Raw genomic sequence first — 26,403 nt, forward strand, 5'->3', positions numbered from 1 at the left:
AACTGCCTTATGGCGGATGCTTGCCTTAATACGGGATTGGGTAAATTAAAGTTTTAGTTATATCTGTTCATTTGTAACAAATTGATTTTTTGTATTTTAAGTCTTTATTGTGAACAAGGAAAGGTGCGTCGAATTTTCTTATTAGTTTAATTTGATAAAATTAGCCGTTATAAGCTGAACAAAAAATACAATTCACAAACATCCCCACGCGTTGTAATGCTTACTTTTACGCTTGCCGTGCATTAACTTAAAGCTGCAATGGCTATAAATAATTAAATTCACCTGGTAAAAAGTTATATTTTGCTAACAGATAATCACGGCCGGAAGATCAGCTATATGCGCCTTGCAGTGACAGATAAGTGCAACCTGCGTTGCTTTTACTGCATGCCGGAGGATGGCCTGAACTGGCTTTCGCGGGCCGAGCTCATGAGTTATGAAGAAATGCTGCATACTTGCCGCCTGCTGGTAAAAATGGGCGTCGAAAAGATTCGGATAACCGGGGGCGAACCCTTTGTGCGCAAAGATATTATGCCATTGCTTACAGGCATATCAAAGCTGGATGGCTTGAAAGAACTTAGCCTTACAACAAACGGAGTGCTAACAGCTCCTTATGTGCCAGAACTTAAGAGGATAGGTATAAGATCAGTAAATCTGAGCCTGGATACATTGGATGCCAACCGTTTTTTCACCATTACCCGTCGTGACGAATTTGCCAATGTAATGGCTGCTCTGGATGCTATGCTGAGCCATGATATAGAGGTAAAAATCAATGCCGTAGTGATGGACGGCAAAAATATCCAGGATATTATCCCGCTCGTTGAGCTGTCGCGGGAATTACCGGTAAGCGTAAGGTTTATTGAAGAAATGCCCTTTAACGGGGATGGGCATGTGTACGATGGCCTGCATTGGGATTACCTTCGTATTTTAGATGAGATAAAAAGTAAATATCCGCAAATAAAAAAGCTGGATGACCCTGCATATTCTACTTCTTACAATTATCAAATTCCCGGGCATAAGGGCTCTATTGGTATAATAGCCGCTTACTCGCGCACATTTTGCGGTACCTGTAATCGTATCAGGATAACACCGCAGGGTGAGTTGAAAACCTGTTTGTATGATGATGGTGTGCTTAACTTAAAAGATTTGATACGCAGCGGCGCTTCTGATGAGGTACTACAGCATGCCTTGTTAACTGCTTTTAATCACCGGCCGGCAGACGGTTGGGAAGCCGAACGCATGCGAGTGGCACGGACCGGCATTCATGAATCAATGGCCACTATTGGCGGATAGTTTAAACATCAGGAAAAATGACAACCGTTGAAGAAGCAGAAAAACTGGTACTGGCACAAACACGTGACTATGGTACTCAAAGTCTCCCCTTTGAACAGGCTTTAGGCTATGTGTTGGCCGAAGACCTGAAAGCCGACCGTGACCTGCCTCCGTTTAATCGGGTAACGATGGACGGTATAGCCATAAAATATGCGGCCGTTGAAAATGATATTCGTTCTTTTCGGATCAAAGCTACCCAGGCAGCAGGTGATGAGCCTGTTGAAATAGATGAAACAGACGAATGTATTGAGATCATGACGGGCGCTGTATTGCCAGCCTCAGTTGATACCGTGGTGCGTTATGAAGATGTTGCTATAAATGCAGGGCTGGCAAGCCTATTAACCTCCGAAATAAAAAAAGGACAAAACCTGCATTTGCGGGGTGTTGATAAAAAGCAGAATGAAGTTATAGCAACATCCGGGCAGCTTGTAGGGCCGGCTATTATCAGTGTGGCGGCATCGGTTGGTAAAACCCATTTGCTGGTAAAAAAAATGCCACGGGTGGTAATAGTTTCGTCTGGAGACGAACTGGTTGATGTACATGAAATGCCGTTGCCCTACCAAATCCGCAAGTCAAACAGTTATACAGTAAAAGCAGTTTTGAAACTCCATCATATTGATGCTGATATTTTACACATTCCGGATGAGCCCGTTATTACAAGAGAGCAAATCAACCACTGCTTGCAAAATTATGATGTGCTTTTACTGAGCGGCGGTATTTCGATGGGAAAGTTTGACTATATCCCCAAAGCGCTGGAAGAATTACGTGTAGAAAAACTGTTTCATAAAGTAGCTCAGCGCCCAGGCAAGCCTTTTTGGTTTGGCAGGCATGGCAATGGTGCTTTGGTGTTTGCCTTTCCGGGTAACCCGGTAGCAACATTCATGTGCCTGCACCGTTATTTTTTAACCTGGCTTAATACCACACTTGGCCTACCTGCAAAAGCGGCCACATACGCCGTATTGGGGAAAGATTTTACATTTCAGCCCGCATTGCAATATTATTTGCAGGTAAAGCTGCAAAGTAATGAGCAAGGGCAATTAATAGCTATGCCTGTTGAAGGAAATGGTTCGGGCGATTTTGCTAACTTAGCAGATACCGAAGCTTTCTTAGAACTCCCGCTTGAAAAAAATAATTTTAAAGCAGGAGAGGTGTTTAAGGTTTGGAAGTTTTAGTTTTTTGGGATTACACCGATTTTTTTGTTTGATTACACCGATTTTTTGATTTAAGAGGATCAATCAGCGGGAAAGTTGATATAATCAAGTAAACAAATTATCGTAAATCACGGGATCGGTGAAATCACAATAAAAATCAGTGTAATCACAGTAAAAAAATGTTAACCCACATAAACAAACAAGGCGACCCGAATATGGTTGATGTAACTGAAAAGCAGGTTACACATCGTACCGCTACTGCACGTAGTGTGGTTGCCTTGCCTGCCGAAGTGTTTGAACTTTTGGCAGGGAATGAATTGCAGAGTAAAAAAGGCCCGGTTTTTCAAACAGCGATTATTGCCGGAATCATGGCAGCCAAAAAAACCGGCGACCTGATTCCGCTTTGCCATCCGCTGGGTTTGGATAACTGCAATGTTTCCATCCGCATAAATGAACAGCAGGAGGTAGAGGTTGATTGTACCGCAAGCATTACTGCAAAAACTGGTGTGGAGATGGAAGCATTGGTAGGAGCTTCGATAGCGGCACTTACCATTTATGATATGTGCAAGGCCATGAGCCATGATATAGTGATAAAAGAAACCAAACTGATCTCAAAAACAGGAGGTAAACGTGACTTTAAAAGATCATAAGCAGCCATCAGGCACGCATAAAAAACACGCTAAACTGGCAAGGCCTTCAACGGGCAATTTTGGTCGCAATGAATTGGCTATTCTGGGCGGGCCCTGTACCGTGATCAAATTATTAGCCGATGATGTGATCAGGGTACTTTCGCCGGTTTATAAATGTGCTTATGTGGATATGTCGCATAACGACGATATCACTTTATTGCCAGGCAGGCTGGTGAGCGGTGCAGCGCTTGAATACACCGACCAGGTAAACTACCAGCAGTTTAACTATCAAAATCCGGTATATCCCTACCAGCTTAAACAACAATTTTCATCTGCCGATCTAATACTGGTTAACGGCAATCACCAGCAGGCCCAAGCCCAGGTGGTGATCATCGACATTAATAAAAAGGCATCCCTGCAAAAAAGGACAGGTCAGCTTAATAATGTTCAGCTTTTTCTGTTGGCCGATAATGCAAGTGAGATTCCCGATTTTATACAGGAAGCAATCCCTCACTGGCAGCAAATTCCCATTTTAAAGATTGATGAACGCGAAAAGATCGTCGCTTTTTTTGAGGCTGCCTTAAAGCAAGCCAAACCTGTTTTAAACGGATTGGTGTTGGCAGGCGGTAAAAGCACGCGAATGGGTTTTGACAAGGGAGCAGCCAACTGGCATGGCAAGCAACAGCGTTATTACATGGCCGATCTGCTCAAAGACTTTTGCCGGGAGGTTTATATCTCCGGTCGGCCCGGCCAGCAGCAGGAAATTGACCCGGCTTACCCTGTTATCGAAGATACCTTTACCGGTTTAGGCCCTTACGGTGCTATTCTTTCCGCTTTTCGCGAGCAGCCGGATGCCGCATGGCTGGTAATTGCCTGCGATTTGCCTTTGATGGATGAAAGCACACTTCGTAATTTAGTGGCATGGCGTAACAGCTCATCGGTGGCTACCGCATATCATAGCCCGGTAACTGATTTTCCGGAGCCTTTGATAGCTATATGGGAACCTAAGAGTTATCCTGTACTGTTGTCATTTTTGGCACAAGGTTATTCATGCCCCCGCAAAGTTTTGATCAATAGTGATATTACGCTGTTGAACGCTCCTCAGCAGGAAGCCCTGACTAATGTGAACACGCCCGAAGAATTGGAAAAAGTAAAATCAATGATCCACCATAAAATAGTTGCTGCTGATGAATGAGGATTTACAAAGATACAACTGCCAGATAGCACTGCCCGGTTTTGGTGAAGAAGCTCAGCAGTTGCTGCAACAAGCCCGCGTACTGGTGGTTGGGGCAGGCGGATTAGGCTGCCCTGCCGCACAATACCTTACCTCATCGGGTATAGGCATTTTAGGTATTGCCGATTTTGATCAGGTATCAATAAGTAATTTGCACCGTCAGGTATTGTATACTCCCGCCGATGAGGGAAAAAATAAAGCCGAAGTGGCCTGCGCACGTTTACAGGCTCAAAACCCTGGCATTAAGCTTACTCCCCATATCGCTAAGATAACTTCTGACAATGTAATGGATGTTATTGGCAGCTACGATATTGTATTGGATGGTACAGATAATTTTGAAACCCGTTACCTGCTCAATGACGCCTGCGTTTTAGCAGGCAAGCCGCTTGTTTATGGTGCTATTTATCAGTTTGAGGGACAGGTTGCTGTTTGGAATGTGAACAACGGTAAGGGAGCTAATTCGCCTAATTACCGCGACCTATTTCCTGAAGTAGATGCAACGCAGATCCCTAATTGTACCGAAGGCGGGGTAATCCCCACCCTTGCGGGTATCATCGGCTGTATGCAGGCTAATGAAGTAATTAAATATGTTACTAAAACAGGCGAATTGCTGGCAGGCAGGGTGTTGATTTTTGATGCGCAAAGTATGCAAAGCCGCATCTTTAAAATTGGATCGGTTACTAAAACGCATATTCGCCGGTTAAAAGCAACTATTACTATCCCTACCATCAATGCCATTGAGTTAAAAAAGCGCATCCTTATTGATGATACTGTCGAACTTATTGATGTGCGTACGCTGCAGGAGCGTGAAGCTTATGACATTGGCGGTACCCATATTCCGTTGGACGAAGTAGAAGAGTACCTGGCTTACTTCACAAGCCCCAACACCAAAGTACTTTACTGTTCATCAGGTAAGCGAAGTGACGAAGCCGTAAAACTGATCCTTAAAATGATCCCCCATGCAGATGTTTTTTCATTGGAAGGTGGGTTAGCAGAGTATAAGGTTGATTAGATGATTTGATTTCGGAGTTCGGATGTTCGATTTCGGAATTAGAAGTTGAGATTTTTAAATTATAAATGTAAAATCAAAAAATCCGAAATCGAAAATCCCAAATCCAAAATCCTAAGGATGTGCTGCCACCCAAACATCGCCATCTTCAAAGCTTTCTTTTTTCCAGATGGGAACGGTTTGTTTAAGCGTATCGATAATATACCGACAGGCATCAAAGGCCGCATCCCGGTGGGCGGCAGATACGGCGATAACAACAGGTACCTCACCAACATCCAATAAGCCTATACGGTGATGGATCAGTATTTTTTGTACTGGCCAGCGTTCAAAGGCTTGCGCAGCAATTTTATTCATTTCGCTGATGGCCATGGGCTCATAAGCTTCAAAATCGAGCCTTAAAACTTTTTTGCCCTTAGTGGCATTGCGCACAGTACCGATAAATACATCTATCCCCCCGGATTCGGGCGACATGATCCACTCAATACATGATTGGATATTCAATGTTTGGGCTGATAACAGGATCTGTGTGTTCATAGCAATGTTAATCCAATAATGATTTCATAAGGTATTTTGGCGACTCGGAATAGCCCTGCCTGTAATAAAAACGATGTGCATCAGCCCGGCGCGTGTGGCAATGTACTTCTATCCGGTCTGCATTGCGCTCTTTGCCAAGTTCGGTAATATAATCCTCCAGGGCTTTACCTACACCTTTACCACGCGTATTTTCATCAACAGAAAAACAGCTGATGCGGATGAAGTCACCTTTAACTACCAGTTGCGTTAAATAATCAATGGCAATAAACCCTGCAACTTCGCCATCATCTTCATAAACCAAAACCTGCGATGAGGATTGCCCCAACATCTTCTCGAGGTTTCCCGTTAAAAAATCTTCGGTGCCAGGATAGCCTAATTGTGCCAATAGGTTTGATATCGCTGTATGATCGGCAATTGTAGCACTTCTGATAGCCATTGTTTTATTAGGTTGAGGGCTTTTTGATTTTCAAAATCATGGATTTTTAGGCGCTTGGCAACTACAGCAAACTGGCCACTAATAACCGCAAATTGATTTACTACCACTGATTACCCTCCGCTTACCGGCGGAATGATCGCTATTTCATCGCGTTCGTGAATAGTATCGCCGGGCAGGGCGTATTCGTTGTTAACAGCAAGCATATATGATGAAAGTTGCTTTAAACGCGGGTATTGCTGCTCAAGCAAGTATTTTAAATTGGAGATAGTAGCATCGTTGGTCATTTCCAGGCTAACTTCGCTGCTTCCAAATATTTCCTTCGCCACTCCAAAAGCCAGTATATTGATCTTCATATTTCAAAATTATTCAAATTAGCTTACAAAACGAGCAAAGGATTAAATTTAACAAATCGGAAACTTAGCAAGTTCAAGTTCTTCCGCAAGTTCAAGCGTAGACGCTTAAATTTGCATAGGTTTATGATAGTAATGTAAACTATAGTCGGCTTTGGGAACTCGCATAAACAAACCCATGCCATAATTGTATATTTGAGTATGTCTGCATCACCAGTTATACATATCCCGGTTGTGAAAGTTAACGCCAATCAAAGCGCAAGGGAAGAGGATAGTATCGCCATTGAAGAACCCCTTGAAATTAAGCTGGAATATGGTCCGGCTGATCAGAGAGAGGTTCGTAATATTTCGGTAACCATGCGCACCCCCGGGCACGATGCTGAACTGGCAACCGGTTTCCTTTTTACCGAAGGTATTGTCAAAAATGCCGGTGAGATACGGTCGGCTAAACACAGCTTTATCGCCTGTGCCGAAAACAAAGAGAACACCATTCTGGTAACGCTTGAACAGGGTATATTGCCGCACCTCCAAAACACAGAGCGTAATTTTTATACCACCAGCAGTTGCGGCGTATGCGGCAAGGGATCTATCAGCGCCATCCGTACAGTAAGCAGTTTTGCCGCGGGGCCCGACGACGGAAGCTTGATCCATAGCATCGTGCTTAATCAGTTGCCGAAGTTATTACGCAGGCACCAGCGGGTATTTGCTGATACCGGAGGTTTACATGCTTCAGCTTTGTTTACCCTCCTGGGCGAGCTGTTATTATTGAGGGAAGATGTAGGCAGGCATAACGCTTTAGATAAGCTGATAGGAGCCTCTATGATGTATAGCTGGTTGCCGCTACAGCAAACGGTATTAGTGCTGAGTGGCAGGGCCAGTTTTGAGCTTATTCAAAAGGCTGCCATGGCTGGCATTAGCATCGTAGCGGCGGTAGGTGCGCCCTCAAGCCTGGCTGTAGAGCTGGCAAACGAATTTAATATTACGTTGATAGGCTTTTTACGCGATGAGCGCTTCAATATTTATACAGGGGCGCATCGAGTAATGGTCCCTGCTGATGAGGCTATATTAACAACGCCATCAATACAAATTGATTGATACTAATGAAAATAAGGATAAAAGGTAATTCGTTGAGGTACAGACTCACTAAAACCGACGTGGCAAAACTTGCCGAAGAAGGTTATGTACAGGAAACGGTTGATTTTGGGAGCCAGCAGCTTATTTATGCTTTGAAACTGGTGGATGATGAGCAGCTTTCTGCAACTTATAAAGAGGATGCCATAACGTTGTATGCACCCAAGACAATGATAGCCGGCTTTGCCGATGAAGACAAGGTAGGTTATGAAGGCAAGCATGGCAATCTATATTTATTGGTTGAAAAGGACTTTACCTGTTTGGATGAAGTGGCCGAAGATCAAAGTGATAATTACCCTAATCCTTTAGCCGTTAAAAAGATATGAGCAAGGAGCCAGAACAGGAACCGGCAGCTGAGAATCCCGAAGAACTGCTCGACCTGAAAATAACTGAACCAAAAGACTGGGCGGCGGGCATTCCTGCCGTAACAGTTGCCATGGTTGATATACTCAAAGAAACCGGCCTGGTGAGGGGGATGGAAGGCTTGTTCAAAATGAACAAAAAAGGTGGTTTTGATTGTTCTGGCTGTGCCTGGCCCGATCCAGACGACGATCGTTCCCCGATAGCAGAGTATTGTGAGAACGGTGCAAAAGCCCTTGCAGAAGAGGCTACTACAAAAAAACTCACCGGAGAGTTTTTTGCCGAAAACTCAGTAGCTGAACTTGCTAAACTAAATGATTATGAAATAGGGAAAAAGGGACGTATAGCCCAGCCGGTTTATCTTGCCAAAGGTGCCACACATTATACTCCGGTTAGCTGGGACTTCGCTTTTAAAAAAATAGGCGATGAGTTAAACGCTTTGGCATCACCGGATGAAGCCACTTTTTATACATCGGGGCGTACCAGCAATGAGGCTTCATTTATCTACCAGTTATTTGTGCGCGAGTTTGGCACCAATAACATGCCCGATTGCTCCAACATGTGTCATGAAAGTACCAGTGTTGGCCTGGCAGATGCTATTGGTATAGGCAAGGGGACGGTTATGCTTAACGATTTTTACGATACAGATGTGATCATTATCATGGGGCAAAACCCTGGTACCAATCATCCGCGTATGCTTAGCGCCCTTGAAAAGGCAAAAGAAAAAGGATCTAAGATCATCGCCGTAAATCCGCTGCATGAGGCCGGATTAATGGGTTTTAAAAACCCTCAAAAAGTAAAGGGTATTTTGGGGATTAAAACACAGCTGGCTGATTTGTACTTACAGGTAAAAATAAACGGCGATATGGCCCTGCTTAAGGCCATGGAAAAATTGCTTTATAAAGCAGAGCTTGAAAATCCCGGCAGCGTTTTCGATCATGAATTTATCAAAAAGAATACCACCGGCTATGTTGCTTTTTTAGAAAGCCTCAAACAATACGAGGTTAATGACCTGGCTAAAGCAGCCGGTTTAACAGTAAACGAAATTGAACAGGCTGTAGCGCTGATCAAAAACAAAAGCCGCATTATCATTTGCTGGGCTATGGGTATCACCCAGCATAAAAATGGAGTGGCAACGGTTAAGGAAATTGTAAACCTGGCTATGCTTAAGGGCGCCATTGGCAAGCCTGGCGCTGGTTTGTGTCCGGTGCGTGGCCATAGCAATGTGCAGGGTAACCGTACCATGATCATATGGGATAAACCGAAGCCCCAACAACTGGATAAACTGAAGGAGGTTTTCGGCTTTGAGCCACCGCGCGGTCACGGGTATGATGTTGTTGAATCTATAAAAGCGATGGATGAAGGCAAGCTCAAAGTGTTTTTTGCCATGGGAGGCAATTTTCTTTCAGCAACGCCCGATACTTTATTTACTGCACAGGCATTGCGCAAACTTAAACTATCGGTACATGTATCAACTAAATTAAACCGCAGCCATTTGGTGCATGGTGAGGAGGCTTTGATCCTGCCCACGTTATCACGAAGTGATAAAGATATTGTAAACGGTGAAGATCAGTTTATAAGCTGCGAAAACTCTATGGGGGTTATCCAAATGTCAAAAGGGATGCTAACGCCGGTGTCTGACCATTTGATGAACGAAAACCAAATTGTTTGTAATGTTGCCAAAGCTACGTTAGGGGCGCGTTCGGTTATTGATTGGGATAAATACGCCCAAAGCTACGATGCCGTGCGCGATGTGATAGCTAAAGTTATTCCCGGCTTTGAAGATTATAATCAAAAGGTGCGTTTGCCCGGTGGTTTTTACCTCCCTAACGCCGCCCGCGACGGGAAGTTTATTACCGAAAAGAACGGTAGCGTTGTGCCCTTCAATATCGCTCCCTTACCGAAGCATGAACTGGCGGCCGGCGAATACCATATGACCACCATCCGCAGTCATGATCAGTTTAATACTACTATATATGGCCTTAATGATCGTTACCGGGGTATCCATAATGAGCGCCGTGTGGTGCTGATGAACGAAAACGACATGAAAAAAGCAGGCTTTAAAGCCGAGGAGAAGGTTGATCTGTTTAATTATGATGATGGTGTGGAACGGGCAGCAAGGTTGTTTGTAGTGGTACCTTATAACATTCCTGAAGGAAATACGGCTACCTATTACCCCGAGGCCAATGTATTGGTTCCGATCAATAGCGTTGCCGAACAAAGTAACACGCCAACATCAAAACTGGTTAACATTAAAATCAAAAAACACGTTTCATTTTAGTTGAAATTGCTGTAATGGCCAGGAGCGGATTTCCGGTATAAAGGCCATTTACTGTGAGTTTTTATAGAGGAAAATGAATTATCCTGAATTTGTTACATTAAAATTAATAAAACTGCGCTTCGTTCATTTTAAGTTAACATACGTTTAACTTATAGCATATATGCATAAGGTTTCTTTGCAGGGATTTTAACCCCTATAGCAAATGAAGAAACTCTTACCATTGCTCGTTCTTACCCTCATATTCAACAGCTTCACTTATGCTGGCGGTATTTTAAAGGGTACTGTTACCGATAAAAAAAACGGCGAACCGCTAATCGGCGCCTCTGTGAAAATTAAGAACACAAAAACCGGCTTTACTTTATCGGCCGGTGTAGGCCTTAATGGTAGTTTTTCGTTTAAAAATATACCTGGCGGTACTTACAGTGTAGAAGCTAAATACATTGCCTTTGAAAGCGCTGAAACAACAGCCCAGATCAACGACGGTGCCACAACTACAATTAGTCTGTCTCTTGCTGCTAAACAAAAGGAACTTAACGAAGTAGTGGTTTCCGGCCATGCCGACCGCACTTCAAACAAAGCTGCTCAATCTGCCGAGCGCCGCTCGCCACAGCTCATCAATGCGGTCTCTGCCCGTACAATCGAAATCTCTCCGGATATCACCATCGCTAACGTTACGCAGCGTGTATCGGGTGTGTCTGTTGAGCGGAGCAATAACGGTGAAGCGCAGTATGCTATCATCCGCGGTATGGATCAGCGCTATATTTATACACTTGTTAATGGCGTAAAAATCCCGAGCCCTGATAACAAGAACAGGTATGTGCCCCTTGATATTTTCCCTGCCGATATAGTTGACAGGCTGGAGGTTTCAAAATCATTGACCGCCAATATGGAAGGTGATGCGATAGGTGGTGCTATTAACCTTGTTTTAAAAGATGCCCCTGACGATTTTATGATCCGTGCAAACGTGGGTACCGGCTTAGCTGCCAATTTCTTTGACAAAGGTTTTACTCAATTTGATCATAGCGCCAGTCTTAATAACTCGCCGCGTGTTTCAAACGGAAGCAATTACACTGCTAACATGGCCGACTTTCCTAATAACCCTTTTCATTACAGCGAAAAGAAAGTTCCGTTGGCTTCTATTCTTGGTTTAAGTGTAGGCGGACGGAGCCGTGATAAAAAATTCGGTGCTATTGTTACCGGTAGTTATCAAAATACTTACAGGCAAACAAACGGTACTTTCTTTGAAACCGAGGTTGACCTGGCTACCAATCAGCCAAACGTAACCAGTGTACAAAGCCGTACTTATAATATACAGCAGCAACGTACAGGTTTGATCAGTAAGTTTGATTATAAGTTTAACTCAAGGAATAAACTAACCCTCGATGCGGATTTCATCAACCTTACTCAAAATACTTATCGCTTTAGTTCTGATACCAGCTTACAGTTAGGCAGGGCAGGCGTAGGCACCGGCCGTGTAAGCCAGGATTATCGGAGCGACAGAACTGTACAAAAGATCTACAACGCTAACCTGCATGGCGATCACATCATAAGTGATCAGTTTACCGTGAACTGGACAGCTTTATTCTCGAAGGCTACCGCTAACGAACCGGATCGTGCCGATTTGAACCTGAACACAGGCCGTAACATTCAGCCTGATGGTTCAATTGTACAGGCCCCTTTTACTTTTGATGCGCTATCGGCCCAAACCCGCACTTTTGCTAAAAACTCCGATCAGGATAAAACAGGTTTCCTGAACTTCATTTACTCACCAACTTTATTTTCAACCAAAGTTGAGTTTTCTGCCGGTGGTATGTACCGCGACAAAACAAGGCACAGCATTTACGACGAATATGACCTGAGGCCCGCCAGCAGCAATACCGCGCAAACCTTTGATGGTGATATTGATCATAATAGTTTCGAAGTATTTAACACCCAGGGTACCTCAAGCGATGCGCTTAATTATGATTTTACTGAAAAAATTGGAGCGGGTTACGGTCAGTTTAAATTTACAGCCGGTAAATTGCAAACCATTGGTGGTTTAAGATATGAGCATACCGATCAATCATGGCAAACAGGTGCGCCAAATACCGTTGCCGGTACCGATGGCTCAATTAAATATTATGACCTGTTACCAAGCTTAAACTTCAAGTACCAGTTTAACGATCAGCAGGACCTGCGTTTGTCATATTATTCAGCTATAAGCCGTCCAAATTTTTATGAGCTTGTTCCGCATACTACCGGCGATCCTGATGCTGATTATAAAGAGGAGGGTAACCCTTACCTGAAACGCATTACTTCAGAAAACTTTGACCTGCGTTATGAGTTTTACGCCAAAGGCCTTGACCAATTATTGGTTGGCGCGTTTTATAAGGATATTAAAAATCCAATTGAATATGCCATTGAGCCATCAGGTACCGATTTTGTTTATAAGCCAGAAAACTTTGGTACGGCTCATAACTACGGCTTTGAACTTGATATAGCCAAGTATTTCAAACATATCGGTTTCCGCGGTAACTACACTTATACCAATTCAAATATCACTACTGATAAGCAGGAAGACTATAGGGATGATAACGGCTTCTTAACGCACCGCACTGTAAAACAAACCCGTCCGCTGCAAAATCAGTCAAAAAACATAGCTAATGTTTCGGTATTGTATTTTGAGCCCAAAATTGGTTTTAATGCCCAGTTGTCAATGGTATATACCGGTTCACGCATCTATACCGTATCACCTTTTCTTAATAATGATGTTTGGCAAAAGGGGTTCACCACACTTGATTTCTCGACAGAGAAACGCCTTTTCAAAAACATATATGGTTACGCCAAAGCTACCAACCTGCTTAACACACCGTTTAAGCTTGAAATTAAACGCCCTTACCCAACAGATGGCCAGGTGGTTGAATATCAAAAACCCGGCGAAAATACTTTTGTGCGCCAGGATTCATACAGGCAGTACTACATTATTGGTTTAAGGTATAAATTATAATCATCCCCAAAATGAAGATATTAAAAACAATATTGGCGGCTGCATCAGTAACTATAATGCTGAGTGCCTGTCATAAAAGCGAACTTGCAAATATTTCACAACCTGTTGTGCAGGTAAGTAACGGTATTACATCTGATACCCTTTCCGGAACTGTTAAAGGTACCATGCTTGCCGGTAAAACTTATTATTTTAAAAGTGATATCACCGTTAACGAAGGTGACACTTTGAGCATGCAGGCCGGTGTAAAACTTATAGCCATAGGTGATGGCAAAACCTATCAAACGGCTCCTGAAATTATCATGCACGGTACATTCATTAGCCTTGGTACTAAAGATAATCCAAACTATATAACTGTTGCCAATGCTGCCACGTTGCATACTGAAGCCAGTGCCCAAAACTATACTAATATTTTTCAGGGATGGTGGGGTGGTATTGTATGCTCGCCGGGGCCGGTAACGGCTTCAAACCCAACGCCAACAGGTGGTGATATGATCATTAAATGGACACATCTTGAGTTTGCGGGCGGTCCTTCAGGGCCAAACAACGATCCGGCAATTTACGCACAGGGCGATCCGCGATATATTATCTATTACGGTAATATCAAAAAGAACTTCATTTTGGAAGATTCATGGGTGTTTGGCAGCAAGGATGATGCTATCCGTATCTCGGGCGGTAAAATCAGCGTTATGCGCAACACCTTCGAGCTTTGCGGTCAGGCAGGCGGCGAGTTTTTCAACATGAAAAGCGGCACCGTAGGTGATATAGGGTACAATATGCTTATCGGAGCTGCTACCAATGCCTTAAAAGCATCCGATTCGGGTAGTTCGGGCGTGCAATGTGATGTGAGTATGTATAACAATACCATGGTTAATTGCGGCTTCAGGCAAACCAAATCTGGTCGTGGCGGTTCAATTGACTATGAAAAAGGTGCAAGGGGATGGGTTTATAATAATCTCATTGCCAATTGCCGTTTCGGGCTGCGTTTAACCAGCGACGCCGACCTGGCCAATATTACCTATAACAACCAGTACTACTATGGCTCGTCAGATAAAATTATAGGGCAATTTTTAGTAGCCGATGGTGTAGCAAAATTTCAGTCGGCTGATACACATTCAACAACTATAAAAGATAACGACCCTAAGTTTTATGGTTACGATTTAACCAAGTTTGATTTTGTTGCCAATCCGGGCCCGATGAACGTTAGCCTTCAAACTGCCGACCTGGTTACGATCGGTACATCAAATTTCAGGCTGCAGGCGTCAGTTTCACCTGCATTAAATAAAGGTAAGGTTGATTTAACACCCATAAATGCAGTAACTGTTACCGGTACTTTGGGCACTACTATTACCCCTCCGGGTAAAGATATCGGTGCTTATCAAAATGACGGTACCGGTAACCAACATTAATTTATCACTTAGTTTATAACCAATAGTTCATGATGCATGGTTTTTCAGGTATCATGAACTATTAGTGTTTTAAGCATAATCATTTTTAAATTTGAACCCAGCCAGTTCCCGGCTGTTATTCATCAACTAATAAATATGTGTGCATCTGTAAATGATCTTAAAAAATTATTATGCCTACTGCTTTTATGCGGATTGTACTTCACTGCATCGGCACAGAAATGTGATAATGATTTTTTAGGAAGCAAAACGCTTTATAAAGCACCTTTGGCGCGGTATACACCTGCCCCGGCAGGATATAAACCTGTTTTTATTAATCACGTTGGCAGGCATGCTGCAAGGCATTTAACCAAGGATGTTAAAACTGCTTATACTTACAACTTACTGCAAAAAGCTGATAGTGCCGGCGTTTTAACGGCCAAGGGAAAGCAATTGTGGCAGATGATCATGCTTTTGCAAAAGGTAGAAAAGGGGAACACTAAATCCATATCTGCCGAAGGGCGTAGCGAGTTGCGGGGGATAGGTGAAAGGATGTATAACAGCTACAGTAATGTATTTAATACGCCGAAACCCAGGTTTAATGTTGCCTATACCAAAGAGATCAGGACAACGCAAAGTGCTGATGCTTTTTTATCCGGGCTGAAAGGAAAGCTTAAGGATTCTGCAATGGTCACTACCTATAATGATGATGTAAACCTGCGTTTTTATGACGAGTCGCCGGCTTATACCCGGTATGAAGAAAGTGGTGATTGGAAGGTATATAAAGCCAAAATTGCCAAAGCCGAAAAGCTGGATCTGATTGAAAATGATTTGCTAAGCCAGTTTTTTACCCCTGCTTTTTTTAAAACATTGGGCAAGGCTGATGTTGAAAAAATAGTTAACGACGTATTTGGGTTTACCACAATTGTTTTTTCATTACAAGAGGAGATAAAACAACTTGGCCTGAAACCCATCAACCTCGATTTTGAATCGTTATTTACCTGCGCACAGCTTAAAAGCCTTGCACGGGTTGATGCGGCCGAAGACTACATGGTAAAGGGCCCGGGATTAAAGCCTGATGGTTTGCCGGTGATTATAGCCGCGCCTTTACTGGCCAACTTTATCAATACAGCCGATCAGTTTATCAAAACAGGTAAGTACAATGCTCAGTTTCGTTTTGCGCATGCCGAAACCATATCGCCGTTTGCTGCCCTTTTGGGGATTTCAGGAGCGGATAAAGTTGTAAAAGACATCAATGAATATGATAAGGTATGGAGCCCATCGGCTGTTATTCCCTTAAGTTCAAATATCCAATGGATTTTTTATCGAAAAAAAGGATCATCGAAATACCTGGTTAAAATCCTCCTTAATGAAAACGAAGTAAAAATAACCGGGTTGCCATCATTATCACCATATTATGATTATACTGTTTTAAGATCATTTTATATAAAAAAATTAAAAAAGCACGGTGTTGGTTTGCAAGATGATATGCAGGGTTTGCTTAAAGGGCTTAAAGATTAATGGGGGGCTGATTAAATAGCTTAAATGCCGGTTTACGCAAAACAAAAAGCCGCCCATAATACTTATCTCCTTTAAAAAAGAGTATTATGTCATTTGATCAATATCACGAACCCGCAAATGAACTGTCGGACGAAACCCGCACCTTTGCCCGGATGATAGTTTCGTTAACTGAAGAAGCCGAAGCCATAAACTGGTACGAGCAGCGTATCTCGGTTGAAAAAGATAAACAGGCCAAAGCTATCATGCAAAATGCCCAGCAAGAGGAGTTTAAGCATTTTGGTATGGACCTTGAATTTTTACTGCGCAAAAAACCGGTATGGCGTACCACCCTGCAGGCCATTCTTTTTAAAAAGGGCGATATTGTTGAGTTGGGAACAAAAGGTGAAGAAGCTGCCGAAGAATAATCATTTTTACAATTTTAATACCATTGTTTTACCATCGTTACATTAAGTTAGGGCTATTGTATTATCTTTAGCGCTTAAATTAATACGGCCCTACTACAAAAGAATATGATCTGGTACGAAGAGGATGTGAAGCAATTGGAAATTAAGCGAACAAAGCTTAATTATGTGCCACGGGTAATTTTTTATGGAAGCTCATCCATTCGTTTATGGAATACGCTTGATGCTGATTTTGATGATATGCAGCCTGTTAACCTTGGTTTTGGAGGTTCAACTTTAGCCGCTTGTGTCTGGTTTTTTGAGCGGATACTTCATTCTTATAACCCCGAAGCCATTGTGGTGTATGCGGGTGATAACGACCTTGGCGATGGCCGCAATCCTGAAGAGGTTTTTATATTTTTTAAGCAGCTTACCGTTGAGGTTGAGCGGCTTTTTGGCAATATCCCCTGCTATTATATATCGCTTAAACCGAGCCTTGCACGCTGGCCTATTGTTGATAAATACAGGTACACAAACAGCTTAATTGAAAACGAAATAATTCACCGCCATAAAAACTGGCAATTTGTCAATATATTTAATCAGATGATAGATGCTTCTGGTAAACCAATACGCGAATATTATGATAAAGATGGTTTGCATTTAAGCAGCGCCGGTTACACTTTGTGGAAAAATGCAGTTTTACAGCGAATGCCACAAAGTATCAAATTAGCTTAATATAGGGTTTACACACATTTGTCATCTTTCAGCGGTTTAAAAGATGAAAAGAGAGTACCACAAGTGGTTTAGTCCATCACTTCAGCGTAATATGGAATTGCTGGTTTTTGGCCATGCCGGTGCCTCTATTTTATTTTTCCCTACTCGTACCGCCCGGTTTTATGATTATGAAGACTGGAGGGTAATTGAAGCTTTACGCAGCAAAATAGAAGCCGGCCACCTGCAGGTATATTGCGTTGACAGTATCGACCGCGAAAGTTTTTATAATGAGTACAGCCATCCCTATCACCGTATGGAAAGGCACCTGCATTACGAGCAGTATATTTTACAGGAAGTAGTACCCTTAATGAAAACGCTTAACGCCGATGGCTCAATTATATCGGCGGGTTGCAGCATGGGTGCTTATCATGCGGTTAATATAGCGTTTAAACATCCCACGGTATTTGTTAAAGTAGTAGGCATGAGCGGCCGTTATGATATTACCCAGGCTATGGGCAATTTTCGCGATCTGTTAGATGGGTACCGTGATGAAAACGTGTACTTTAACATGCCTAACCAATTTTTAAATAACCTGCACAGCCCCGAAATTATCGATCAGATCAAGCGTCTTCAAATTATCCTGGCCGTAGGTGAAGAGGATGCGTTTTTGGAAGATAATAAATACCTGAGCACCGTATTGGCTGGTAAAGGCATCCAAAATAGCTTGTATATCTGGCATGAAGAAGCCCACCGCGCCCGCTACTGGCGCAAAATGGTGCAGCTGTATTTCTAAAAGCAAAACACTTTACTGTTTGTTATATCAGCTATAATTTAAAAAGTTATGGGTACGATTGAACTGGTACAGGGTGACATCACAAAAATTAAGGCCGACGCTATTGTAAACGCTGCAAATACCTCCCTCATGGGCGGCGGCGGTGTTGATGGTGCTATACACCGCGCAGGCGGACCGGAAATATTAGAAGACTGCCGTAAAATAGTTGCCAGGCAGGGTGGCTGCAAAACCGGGCAGGCTGTCATAACTACCGGTGGCAAATTACCTGCCAAATACGTGATTCACACAGTTGGCCCTGTTTATAACAGTGGTAAAACAGGAGAGGAGGAGCTATTGCATTCTGCTTATTTAAATAGTTTGAAGCTTGCTGCCGAAAACGATGTGCATACAGTAGCCTTCCCAAATATCAGTACTGGCATTTATCATTTTCCCAAGGATAAAGCGGCTGTTATTGCTGTTAAAACGGCAAGAGCTTTTTTGGCGGATGATAAAGTAGTTGAGAAGGTGATATTTGTTTGTTTTGATAACGAAAATTATAGTTTATACAAGGGTTTGCTTGATCGGCAATAGGCCAGATTTGCCAACACCATACTAAGTGTATAAATTGCAATGATGCATCCAGCCTTAAAACAATACATTGGAGATAAATTAGTGCTATCGCCCCCACACGAACAGCTGGTAGCTAACTGTTTTAAGTCCCGCTCAACTAAACGCAATGAGATCCTGGTTGAAAAAGGGAGTATTGCAAAGCATTTATATTTTGTAGTAAAAGGATGCCTTCGCGTTTTCTTAACCGACGACAATGGCAACGAATCAACCCGGTTCCTGATATTTGAAGGGCGCATGGGTACAGCATTTCCGAGTTTTATATTGAAAGAGCCCTCCATTGCATCTATCCAAAGCCCCGAACCATCCGAGTTATTGGTGTTGAGCTATGCTGATCGCGATTTGCTGCTGAAGGAAATTCCCGGGTTTGAAACCATGTATCGTTTAGGGCTTGAGCTTGATTATATTGCATCCATACAGCGGATAGAAAGCCTTATCACCATGGATTCAAAGGCCCGGTACAATATCCTGATGCAAACCCAGCCCGAGATCATTAAAAGACTGCCCAATAAAATAGTTGCCGATTATCTTGGCATCTCGCAGGAAACCCTGAGCCGCCTTAAATCAAAAAAGTGAATTATTGACTATTGTCAATCTTTTTGAAGTGCTAAATGCCTTGTTTTGTGATATAAACGCTGAATGTTATGCACAAACAAATATTTATTGCAATCCTATTACTGCTATACGATGGTGTTGCCCTGGCTCAAAATTTAGGCGAGCGTACCTTTAATTTCAAGGACGAAAGCCGCCTTAACCGCCCGGTGATAACCGAGATCTGGTATCCAACTGCAGATACCTTAAAGTCAGCTGATAAACATTTCTCGCCCTTTTTAAGGCAGTTAACTGTGCGCAATGGTAAGCTTCCGGCAAGTAAACTGCCGCTTGTCCTGCTCTCGCACGGAACCGGCGGGGGCCGGTTAACTTTAGAGTGGCTTGCCCAGGCTCTTGCAAACAGCGGTTGTATAGTTGCCGCGGTCGATCATTATGGCAATACCTATGACCATAAAATACCGCTTGAATTTGTTAAGCCTTGGGAGCGCCCGTTAGATATCAGCTTCGCCCTTACCTCATTATTGAATGATCCTGATATAGGGCCGCTTATCGATCAGCAAAAAATAGGGGCAACGGGGTTTTCATTTGGAGGCTACACCGTGATTGCCCTTGCTGGCGCAAAACTTGATTTTGAGCAGGCCCGCAATTATTATAAAACTATAGGCCGCAAAGAGCTGGACATTCCAGAGTTTCCGGGCCTGGTAAAATTATTGGATGATAGCACGCTGATTGCCGGTTCCAAGCATGTGCCACCGTTAAATGACAACCGCATCAAAGCATTTTTTTCGATATCACCCGCGTTGGGTTTCGGTTTTACCCGCAAGGAGCAAGTAGCTGATATTAAAGGTGCCTTATACATAGTAGGTTCGCAAAGCGATAGTATAGCCCCTGTTAAGACAAACGCACGGCATTATCATCAATTAATCAGTAAATCAAAATATACCGAATTGCCGGGTAAGGTAGGCCATTATGTAATGCTTGGCGAAGCTATTGACGCAGTGAAAAAAGAAGCGCCTATATATTTTAGTGATGATCCGTCAGTTAACAGACATGCTATTCATTTACAGGTGGATAGTTTGGCTGTGAGGTTTTTCAGAAAGGAATTCAAATAGGGTATCGCTTTAAACAAAGCAGCCGGTTAAAGTACTTTAACCGGCTGCTTTGTTTATGGTTAATTATATTACCTGCTTGTAGAGTTTTTAAGAAAAGGCGTAATATTGGTGGTCTGTACTGTTTCCAGGGTCGAAGTATTGAAGGCTTTAAAGCGGGTACTTCCGCCAAAAACAAACAGCATATTATTTACTATTGCTGATGACGCAGCCCGGCGTGGCTCCATATTTGATTTCAGTTTGATGAATTTGCAGTTGTCGGTATCAAAGTATCCTAAAAGGTTTTCATCATCGTAACTGCCCGCAACAAATATCACATTGCCGCTTGCCGCTACGCTATTAGCCGACATAAATTCGGGCAGTTTGCCAGCCGTTTTCCACGTATTGGTTTTGATGTCATAGGCGTAAATACTAGTACCCTGGTGTTTAAGAAAAGTATCATAACCGCCAAAAGTATAAATAACACCATTTACTACAGCTCCTGCAGCCTGCAGGTACTCGGGCATACTGGCCAGTTGTTTAAATTTGAGCGTTATAGGATCAAACTCATAAACCGAGTTGATACTGCGTTTACCTTCGCGGCTGCCGCCGAATAAATAGATCTTATTGTCCCATTCAACAGCAGAGCCATAGGTGCTGGCCATCGGGTTCAATACGTTGAGATTTTTTACCTCGCCGGTTTTAATGTCAACGCTTTGCACACCCTGAAATATCTGGCTGGTGCGTATATCGGCGCTAACGCTGCCAATACCTCCAAAAACATATATTTTACCGGTAGCGGGAACATAAGCAGTTGCCGATTGAACTTTGTTGCCGCCCATATCGGCAATTTTGGTCCAGCTATTAGTTTCAGGGCTATATTTCAATACATCCGACGAATATCCGCCACGACCGCCTTTATAACCTGCTACGGTGTAAATGTTGTTACCATCGGTAACACTGCTGGTCCAGGTAAGCGGGTATGGCAGGTTAGCTGCATTTTGAAAAGTAATTGTTGGTGCAACCGCCTGCTGAGATTGTGCCGATACAGGGTTATAACTTAACCCGGTAAAAGCTAAAAGGATACAAAAGGTTTTTATTGATTTCATGGAGGTTTGGTTTTATTAAGTGAATATACAAATTGTTAAACCGGATAATAAGTGCCGGGTTTAATTGTAGCTTATTATTTACACTGAAAATTATATAGCATTAATCCATTTTTAACAAAACCTTATTATCCAGCTAAAAACATTTTTATTGTGTATGAGTTGATAATTTAACTCTGAGTATTAAATTATTTCTGCTGATACTATGAAAGCTTTTCTGTTTTGTTTTCTTATCATGATTTTAACCGGCGTTGATGCCGGGGCACAAGCAAAAAATGTAAGCGGCGTTTATGCCGGTATTGAATTAACCTTGCCTGTTACCATGGGCGCGGGAATGGGACGTAACGACGTGGTGTACATGCTAAGGCCTGATGGTACGTTCAATGATCTGCTTAAAAAGCCCGACTGGAAAACCCGCGTTGCCGGTCATTACCAGGTTCAGGGCAATACACTCAAAATGCAATACCTTAAAGGTTCTAAACAGGAATACAAATTTGAGGCAGACGGCGATATTGATGCTGGCAGCTTCAATATACTGAAACTTAACACAGCTGATAGGGTGCCCGCCGGGTATTATGAATTTACCCATGCAAGTAGCGCAGGGGGCATGAACACCGGCCAGGTATTTGTTGGTACCGCTGGCGAAAAGGGACTTTATTTTGATGGGAAAGGTAACTTCAGTCAAAACAGTTCTTCGGCTACAATGGTATCGGGTGAGGGCATTGGTGGCGGCGGAAGCCATAAAGACAGCGGTGAGGGTACTTATACCATTAAAGACGGTACGCTTACTTTAACTTACAGCACCGGTAAATCCGAAACTCACAGCTTTTTCTGCCGCCCCGGCGAAAAGCCGATCATGGCAGCCATAGACGGTAACATTTATTTCATGAAAGATAAAGCGCCCAAAAGTGCTTCATCTGTAGCTAAAACTGCACCCGGTGCTCGCGGCAATACCGCTGTTGCCACTACGGAAAGCTCCGCAACAGGAGCAAGCAATAATAATGATGGTGCAAGCCTACTGCGCAAGGCTGCCGAAGTGCATGGCGGGGCAAAGCTTGACGCAATTAAAACAATGCAGGTATCCGCTACAATGATGGGGATTGATATTACCCTTAAAATTGATCTGACAGCCCGCCGGGTGCGCTCCGAGCTTCGTAAGGGAGGCAAATTGTTACAGGTAGAACAAATGGAGGGGGATAATGGCTGGCAATGGCGTAACGGCAGTAAGCAACCACTATCAGCCGCCCGCCTGGCGCAGTTGAAACAGGGGTTTCGCTCCGGCCCATTGCTGTTCCGGAAAGAAAACCTTGATAAACTTCAGAACGTTAAGGCGCAGCAGGGCAAAAACAATATGGTAATCGTAAGCTATAACTTTGATGGTGTAACCAGTTTTGCAGCTTTAAACGGTAACAGCCAGCTGGTTGGTGAAGGCACTAAAACCGGTTCGGTAATACAGGCATCGGCGTTTACCGGTTTTAAAACGGTAGATGGCATTGTATTGCCTGCTGCTGAACTACAAAGCGAAGGCACGCAAAAAAGTAGTATTACCTATAACGATTACAAAATAAATCCTTCGTTTACAGATGCTGATTGGGCAGATGCACGGTAACAGCTGGTTTATAAGGTATTCAATACCCGGTGGTAAATGATCTTAACGGGCTCAACGAGCAGTATGGTGACAATAATGATAAAAAACACCTGCTGATCACTTGTTTTATAACGGGCTATTACCAACAAGCCAATGGCCAGCAAAAATAATGGAGCTGCATATTTAAGCGTGCTCCAGCTGGATTTTGTTTTGGTTTCGATAAGGTTGTATATCAGATAACTGCAAACAGCTATTACATAGCCCGGTATTGCAAACAAAGCATACATTATTGCTGCCTCTATCTCGTTTCCTTCGCGGGCAATACCGTAAATAATGAGTGTAATTATCAAAAAAGGTATACAGGTACCTGCCTGTATAAGCGCTTGTGAAATTAGGGTTATTGGTTGTTTTAAGCTCATTGAAAGCCTAAAAATAACAGAAAGTTTCTGAATAATGCAACTGGTAGGTTAAACTCTGTCAACTCAAACGATGTAGTTAAAATATACGGTTTGGGACACTCTTACAACGATATACGTTAGGCCTAAAGCTATATATTTGGAAAAAAACCAACACCAATACAACCCTCATGAGAAATAAATACTACCTGCCCCGGGTGTTTGTGGCATCTGCTTTATCTCTTAGCTTTAGTCTTTCTGCACAGGCACAGGAAAAAAAAATCTATCACAAAGGCTGGATAGATTTTAACAAGAACGGCAAAATGGATGTGTTCGAAGATCCATCGCAGCCAATTGATAAACGTGTGACCGACCTGGTGAGCCAGATGACTGTTGAAGAGAAAACCTGCCAGATGGCCACTCTTTATGGCTACAAGCGCGTGCTTAAAGATGAAATGCCCGTACCAAACTGGAAAAACGAGGTATGGAAAGATGGTATCGCCAACATCGACGAAGAGCTGAATAACCTTACATCGCATACAGATGATGCGCCTACGCAGTATTCATATCCCTTTAGCAAACATGCTTCGGCCATTAATACCATTCAGAAATGGTTTGTTGAGGAAACCCGTTTAGGTATTCCTGTCGATTTTACCAACGAAGGTATCCACGGCCTTAACCATGACCGGGCCACGCCGCTGCCTGCTCCGATATCTATAGGCAGTACCTTTGATAAAGAGCTGGTTTACGAAGCCGGTAAAACGGTTGGCCGTGAGGCCAAGGCATTAGGTTATACCAATGTTTATGCACCGATACTTGATCCGGCACGTGACCAACGCTGGGGCCGTGTGGTTGAATGTTACGGCGAAGATCCTTTCCATATTGCCGAAATGGGCAAACAAATGGTACTGGGTATCCAGGAGGGCGGCGTGGCATCAACCCTTAAACACTTTGCAGTGTATAGCGTGCCCAAAGGCGGCCGTGATGGCAGCGCGCGTACCGATCCGCATGTTGCGCCGCGGGAAATGTACCAGTTGTACCTGTATCCGTTCCGAAGGGTGATCCAGGAAGCTCATCCTATGGGGGTAATGAGCAGCTATAACGATTGGGATGGCGTACCGATAACAGGCAGCTATTACTTTTTAACCCAGCTTTTACGCCAGCAGTTTGGCTTCGATGGTTATGTGGTGAGTGATAGCGAAGCTGTTGAGTTTCTGTATTCCAAACACCATGTTGCGGCCGATTATAAGGAAGCTGTAAGGCAGGCCGTTGAAGCTGGCCTTAACGTGCGTACCAACTTTACCATGCCGCAAACTTTTATTATGCCTCTGCGTGAGTTGATCAAAGAAAACCGCATTTCGATGAAGATCATTGATACCCGCGTTGGCGAAGTATTGAAAGTTAAATTCAGGCTGGGATTGTTTGACAGTCCGTACGTTAAAGATCCTAAAGCAGCTGATAAAATAGTGCATACTGAGGCAGATAAGGCAATGAGCCTGAAAATGAACCGCGAATCTATGGTGCTGCTTAAAAATGCGAATAACCTGTTGCCGCTGGATAAAAAGAAATATCCTAATATCCTGGTAACCGGTCCGCTGGCTAAAGAAACCAATTATGCTGTCAGCAGGTACGGCCCGTCGCACAACCCGGTTACTACTGTGTTTGATGGTGTTAAAAATTATGTTGGCGGCGATGCCAAAGTTAGCTATGTGAAAGGCTGCGATATGATTGACGCCACCTGGCCGGAGAGCGAGATCATCGAAACACCATTAACCGCACAGGAGCAGGCAGGCATTGATTCGGCAGTGGCGCAGGCCAAACAATCGGATATTGTAATTGCTGTAGTAGGCGAGGATGTTGACCGTGTAGGCGAAAGCTTATCGCGTACGGGTTTAAACCTGCCGGGCAGGCAATTGAAACTGATCCAGGCTTTGCAGGCAACTGGCAAACCGGTGGTAATGGTAATGATCAACGGGCAGCCGCTTACCATCAACTGGGAAAACAAATATGTACCGGCCATATTGGAGGCCTGGTTCCCGAGCGTGCAAAGCGGACAGGTTATTGCCGAAACTTTATTTGGCGATAACAATCCTGGTGGCAGGCTGCCTATCACATTCCCTAAAACAACGGGGCAATTGGAATATAACTTCCCTTTCAAGCCATCATCACAAGCTGAGCAGGGCGGACAAAACAGCTGGGGCAAAACCAGTGTAAAAGGAGCCTTATATCCTTATGGTTACGGGTTAAGCTACACTACATTTGAGTATAGTAACCTACAGGTATCACCCGAAAAAGGCAACTCCCAGGGGCTTATACAGGTAAGTGTTGATGTGGCCAATACCGGCCAGCGTAAAGGCGACGACGTGGTGCAGCTTTATCTTAAAGATGAGGTAAGCAGTGTTACTACTTATGAATATGACCTGCGCGGATTTAACCGTATTACCTTAAACCCCGGCGAAAAGAAGACTGTACAATTTACGCTGCACCCCGATGATCTGGCCTTGCTGGATAAAAACATGAACTGGACTGTTGAGCCGGGTAAGTTTCAAGTGATGATAGGAAGTTCGTCGGTTGATATTAAATTGAAAAAGGAATTTGAGATAGAATAAAAGAGGCCGTGTTTATGACTTACGAAGTTTTGAAAACTTCGTAAGTCTGTTGTCTATTAAGTAGGGTGAGATACTTTTACAAATGATTTTTTTTGAATAAGTATGCCAGATTTGGTCAGGTGTGACTATCTTTATACTTAGAAGCTGATCGAAAATAAAAACCTGTCACTGAAAAAACGATACAATTACGAATTGTCTTGTTTTGCTTTTTTTATATAAACATCTCTGCTAAACCTTAT

Annotated in this window: 24 protein-coding genes; 19 read left to right on the forward strand and 5 right to left on the reverse strand. The window is 43.3% G+C overall.

All coding sequences use genetic code 11. The annotated features are described in order from the left end of the window. Positions 1-300 precede the first annotated feature (300 nt). The 5 genes from moaA to MTO98_RS10630 all read left to right on the forward strand — a co-directional run bounded on the left by moaA (position 301) and on the right by MTO98_RS10630 (position 5,355). On the forward strand, positions 301-1,290 hold the full coding sequence (gene moaA, locus MTO98_RS10610) for a GTP 3',8-cyclase MoaA (protein WP_243486628.1): 990 nt from the start codon (positions 301-303) through the stop codon (positions 1,288-1,290). Positions 1,291-1,307: 17 nt separating this feature from the next. Continuing rightward, positions 1,308-2,501 carry a molybdopterin molybdotransferase MoeA gene (locus MTO98_RS10615; protein ID WP_243486629.1) on the forward strand — a complete coding sequence of 398 codons (1,194 nt, stop codon included), beginning with the start codon at positions 1,308-1,310 and terminating at the stop codon, positions 2,499-2,501. A gap of 158 nt (positions 2,502-2,659) precedes the next feature. After that, on the forward strand, positions 2,660-3,130 hold the full coding sequence (moaC, locus tag MTO98_RS10620; protein ID WP_243486630.1) for a cyclic pyranopterin monophosphate synthase MoaC: 471 nt from the start codon (positions 2,660-2,662) through the stop codon (positions 3,128-3,130). Next, entirely contained in the window at positions 3,111-4,304 is a 1,194-nt protein-coding gene (locus MTO98_RS10625) for an NTP transferase domain-containing protein (protein WP_243486631.1), read from the forward strand. Before moaC ends, MTO98_RS10625 begins: the two co-directional genes overlap by 20 nt. After that, positions 4,297-5,355, forward strand: coding sequence for a HesA/MoeB/ThiF family protein (locus MTO98_RS10630; RefSeq protein WP_243486632.1), 1,059 nt, complete (start codon positions 4,297-4,299; stop codon positions 5,353-5,355). Before MTO98_RS10625 ends, MTO98_RS10630 begins: the two co-directional genes overlap by 8 nt. A gap of 111 nt (positions 5,356-5,466) precedes the next feature. On the opposite strand, the gene MTO98_RS10635 is transcribed toward MTO98_RS10630, so the two are convergent. From MTO98_RS10635 to MTO98_RS10645, 3 genes are all read right to left on the reverse strand, one after another. Then, on the reverse strand, positions 5,467-5,886 hold the full coding sequence (locus MTO98_RS10635) for a molybdenum cofactor biosynthesis protein MoaE (RefSeq protein WP_243486633.1): 420 nt from the start codon (positions 5,884-5,886) through the stop codon (positions 5,467-5,469). 7 nt (positions 5,887-5,893) lie between these two features. Further along, complete coding sequence (locus MTO98_RS10640) at positions 5,894-6,322, reverse strand: GNAT family N-acetyltransferase (RefSeq protein ID WP_243486634.1); 429 nt, start codon at positions 6,320-6,322, stop codon at positions 5,894-5,896. A 110-nt stretch (positions 6,323-6,432) separates the two neighbouring features. Next, positions 6,433-6,675, reverse strand: a complete 243-nt coding sequence (locus tag MTO98_RS10645; RefSeq protein ID WP_090526447.1) for a MoaD/ThiS family protein — start codon at positions 6,673-6,675, stop codon at positions 6,433-6,435. Between the two features lie 198 nt (positions 6,676-6,873). Here MTO98_RS10645 and fdhD point away from each other — a divergent pair, with 198 nt between their 5' ends. From fdhD to MTO98_RS10705, 12 genes are all read left to right on the forward strand, one after another. Next, positions 6,874-7,767: a formate dehydrogenase accessory sulfurtransferase FdhD gene (gene fdhD, locus MTO98_RS10650; RefSeq protein WP_243486635.1), complete on the forward strand. Its 894-nt coding sequence runs from the start codon at positions 6,874-6,876 to the stop codon at positions 7,765-7,767. A gap of 5 nt (positions 7,768-7,772) precedes the next feature. Further along, the gene (locus MTO98_RS10655) at positions 7,773-8,129 is read left to right on the forward strand and encodes a hypothetical protein (RefSeq protein ID WP_243486636.1); all 357 of its coding nucleotides are present in this window, start codon (positions 7,773-7,775) and stop codon (positions 8,127-8,129) included. After that, the gene (locus tag MTO98_RS10660) at positions 8,126-10,444 is read left to right on the forward strand and encodes an FdhF/YdeP family oxidoreductase (protein ID WP_243486637.1); all 2,319 of its coding nucleotides are present in this window, start codon (positions 8,126-8,128) and stop codon (positions 10,442-10,444) included. The genes MTO98_RS10655 and MTO98_RS10660 overlap by 4 nt, the downstream gene beginning before the upstream one ends. A gap of 202 nt (positions 10,445-10,646) precedes the next feature. Beyond that, positions 10,647-13,430, forward strand: a complete 2,784-nt coding sequence (locus MTO98_RS10665; RefSeq protein ID WP_243486638.1) for a TonB-dependent receptor — start codon at positions 10,647-10,649, stop codon at positions 13,428-13,430. An 11-nt stretch (positions 13,431-13,441) separates the two neighbouring features. Then, positions 13,442-14,836, forward strand: a complete 1,395-nt coding sequence (locus MTO98_RS10670) for a hypothetical protein (protein ID WP_243486639.1) — start codon at positions 13,442-13,444, stop codon at positions 14,834-14,836. A 135-nt stretch (positions 14,837-14,971) separates the two neighbouring features. After that, positions 14,972-16,333: a histidine-type phosphatase gene (locus MTO98_RS10675; RefSeq protein ID WP_243486640.1), complete on the forward strand. Its 1,362-nt coding sequence runs from the start codon at positions 14,972-14,974 to the stop codon at positions 16,331-16,333. Between the two features lie 86 nt (positions 16,334-16,419). Further along, positions 16,420-16,737, forward strand: coding sequence for a hypothetical protein (locus tag MTO98_RS10680; protein WP_091210719.1), 318 nt, complete (start codon positions 16,420-16,422; stop codon positions 16,735-16,737). Between the two features lie 105 nt (positions 16,738-16,842). Further along, complete coding sequence (locus MTO98_RS10685) at positions 16,843-17,448, forward strand: GDSL-type esterase/lipase family protein (RefSeq protein WP_243486641.1); 606 nt, start codon at positions 16,843-16,845, stop codon at positions 17,446-17,448. Positions 17,449-17,491: 43 nt separating this feature from the next. Continuing rightward, positions 17,492-18,220 carry an esterase family protein gene (locus MTO98_RS10690; protein ID WP_243486642.1) on the forward strand — a complete coding sequence of 243 codons (729 nt, stop codon included), beginning with the start codon at positions 17,492-17,494 and terminating at the stop codon, positions 18,218-18,220. Between the two features lie 48 nt (positions 18,221-18,268). Beyond that, the gene (locus MTO98_RS10695) at positions 18,269-18,790 is read left to right on the forward strand and encodes an O-acetyl-ADP-ribose deacetylase (protein ID WP_243486643.1); all 522 of its coding nucleotides are present in this window, start codon (positions 18,269-18,271) and stop codon (positions 18,788-18,790) included. Positions 18,791-18,829: 39 nt separating this feature from the next. Then, complete coding sequence (locus tag MTO98_RS10700; protein WP_243486644.1) at positions 18,830-19,402, forward strand: Crp/Fnr family transcriptional regulator; 573 nt, start codon at positions 18,830-18,832, stop codon at positions 19,400-19,402. 68 nt (positions 19,403-19,470) lie between these two features. Continuing rightward, a complete protein-coding gene (locus tag MTO98_RS10705; RefSeq protein WP_243486645.1) occupies positions 19,471-20,490 on the forward strand; it encodes a hypothetical protein in 1,020 nt (339 codons plus the stop codon). Positions 20,491-20,558: 68 nt separating this feature from the next. Here MTO98_RS10705 and MTO98_RS10710 read toward each other — a convergent pair whose 3' ends face one another. Then, complete coding sequence (locus MTO98_RS10710; protein WP_243486646.1) at positions 20,559-21,575, reverse strand: kelch repeat-containing protein; 1,017 nt, start codon at positions 21,573-21,575, stop codon at positions 20,559-20,561. Between the two features lie 202 nt (positions 21,576-21,777). Here MTO98_RS10710 and MTO98_RS10715 point away from each other — a divergent pair, with 202 nt between their 5' ends. Then, entirely contained in the window at positions 21,778-23,181 is a 1,404-nt protein-coding gene (locus MTO98_RS10715; protein WP_243486647.1) for a hypothetical protein, read from the forward strand. Between the two features lie 8 nt (positions 23,182-23,189). Here MTO98_RS10715 and MTO98_RS10720 read toward each other — a convergent pair whose 3' ends face one another. Next, complete coding sequence (locus MTO98_RS10720; RefSeq protein WP_243486648.1) at positions 23,190-23,579, reverse strand: hypothetical protein; 390 nt, start codon at positions 23,577-23,579, stop codon at positions 23,190-23,192. A gap of 167 nt (positions 23,580-23,746) precedes the next feature. On the opposite strand from MTO98_RS10720, the gene MTO98_RS10725 reads away from it, so the two are divergent. Continuing rightward, positions 23,747-26,164, forward strand: coding sequence for a glycoside hydrolase family 3 N-terminal domain-containing protein (locus MTO98_RS10725; protein WP_243486649.1), 2,418 nt, complete (start codon positions 23,747-23,749; stop codon positions 26,162-26,164). The last annotated feature ends 239 nt before the right edge of the window (positions 26,165-26,403 follow it).

It is taken from the genome of Mucilaginibacter sp. SMC90 (assembly GCF_022811725.1).
Classification (GTDB): domain Bacteria; phylum Bacteroidota; class Bacteroidia; order Sphingobacteriales; family Sphingobacteriaceae; genus Mucilaginibacter.